Here is a 1,181-nt window from a genome sequence, read left to right on the forward strand (position 1 = left end):
CCGTATGAGGGGAAACTCTCACGTACGGTTCTTAGAGGGGAAAGCTCCCGTAAGGGGGCTGACCTACTCGACATCGACCAGTATCTCAACGAGGCGCACTCGTTCGGTCTTCAATCCGTCCGGGCCCATTTCAACGTGCTGGCCTGGTCGGACGACGTGCAGGAGCTCCGGCATATCCGCAATGATGTGGGCAGCCAGCTCGCTCTGATGGAGTGCCGCCCGCGCCACAACACCGTGGACGCCGCCACGCTCTACTGGGCGGGTATGCCGGGCAACGCGGGGGATTTCCCCGCCGAGGAATCGTTCTACACGTTCATCGAGCCCGCGGTCTGTTTCTTCACGGAGGAAACCAACTATAAATCCTCGTCCAGCCCTTTCGGCATCAAGCTGTGCGACCGCATAAGCGGCAGGCCCCTGCACCTGGACATCTCGGACGAACCGATGAAAAAAGGGATCATTACCAACAGGAATAAATTCGTGTTAGGCGGCTCGGGGTCAGGCAAGTCATTCTTTATGAATCATTTAGTCCGCCAATACTGGGAGCAGGGCACGCATGTCGTGCTGGTGGATACCGGTAACAGCTACCAGGGTCTTTGCGAGCTGATCCGGCGTAAGACCAAAGGTGAGGACGGCGTGTATTTTACCTATACCGAGGAACATCCCATCAGTTTCAATCCGTTCTACACCGACGACTACTATTTCGACGTGGAGAAGAAGGACAGCATCAAGACGCTGCTGCTGACACTCTGGAAAACCGAGGACGACAAGATCACGAAGACCGAGAGCGGCGAGCTGGGCAGTGCCGTGAGCGCCTATATCGAGCGTATCCGCGCTGACCGGAATATCGTGCCGTGTTTTGACAGTTTCTACGAGTACCTGCGGGACGACTACCGCCGCGAGCTGGAGGAGCGGGAGATCCGGGTCAGCCGCGAGGATTTCAACATCGACAACATGCTCATCACCCTGCGGCAGTATTATAAGGGCGGACGCTACGACTTCCTTCTGAACTCCCGGGCCAACATCGACCTGCTCTCGAAGCGCTTCGTGGTCTTCGAGGTGGATTCCATCAAGGAAAACAAGGAGCTTTTTCCCGTGGTCACCATTATCATCATGGAGGCTTTCATAAACAAGATGAGACGGCTCAAGGGGGTACGCAAACAGCTCATCGTCGAGGAGGCCTG

General features: G+C 56.4%; 1 protein-coding gene. It reads left to right on the forward strand.

Translation table 11 applies throughout. The features are described from left to right. The coding region (locus ACESTR_RS16170) for a TraG family conjugative transposon ATPase (RefSeq protein WP_373179447.1) at positions 1–1,181 on the forward strand (1,181 nt) is incomplete at both ends.

This window comes from Alistipes sp. DJF_B185, assembly GCF_964250025.1.
In the GTDB taxonomy this organism is placed as follows: Bacteria; Bacteroidota; Bacteroidia; order Bacteroidales; family Rikenellaceae; genus Alistipes; species Alistipes finegoldii.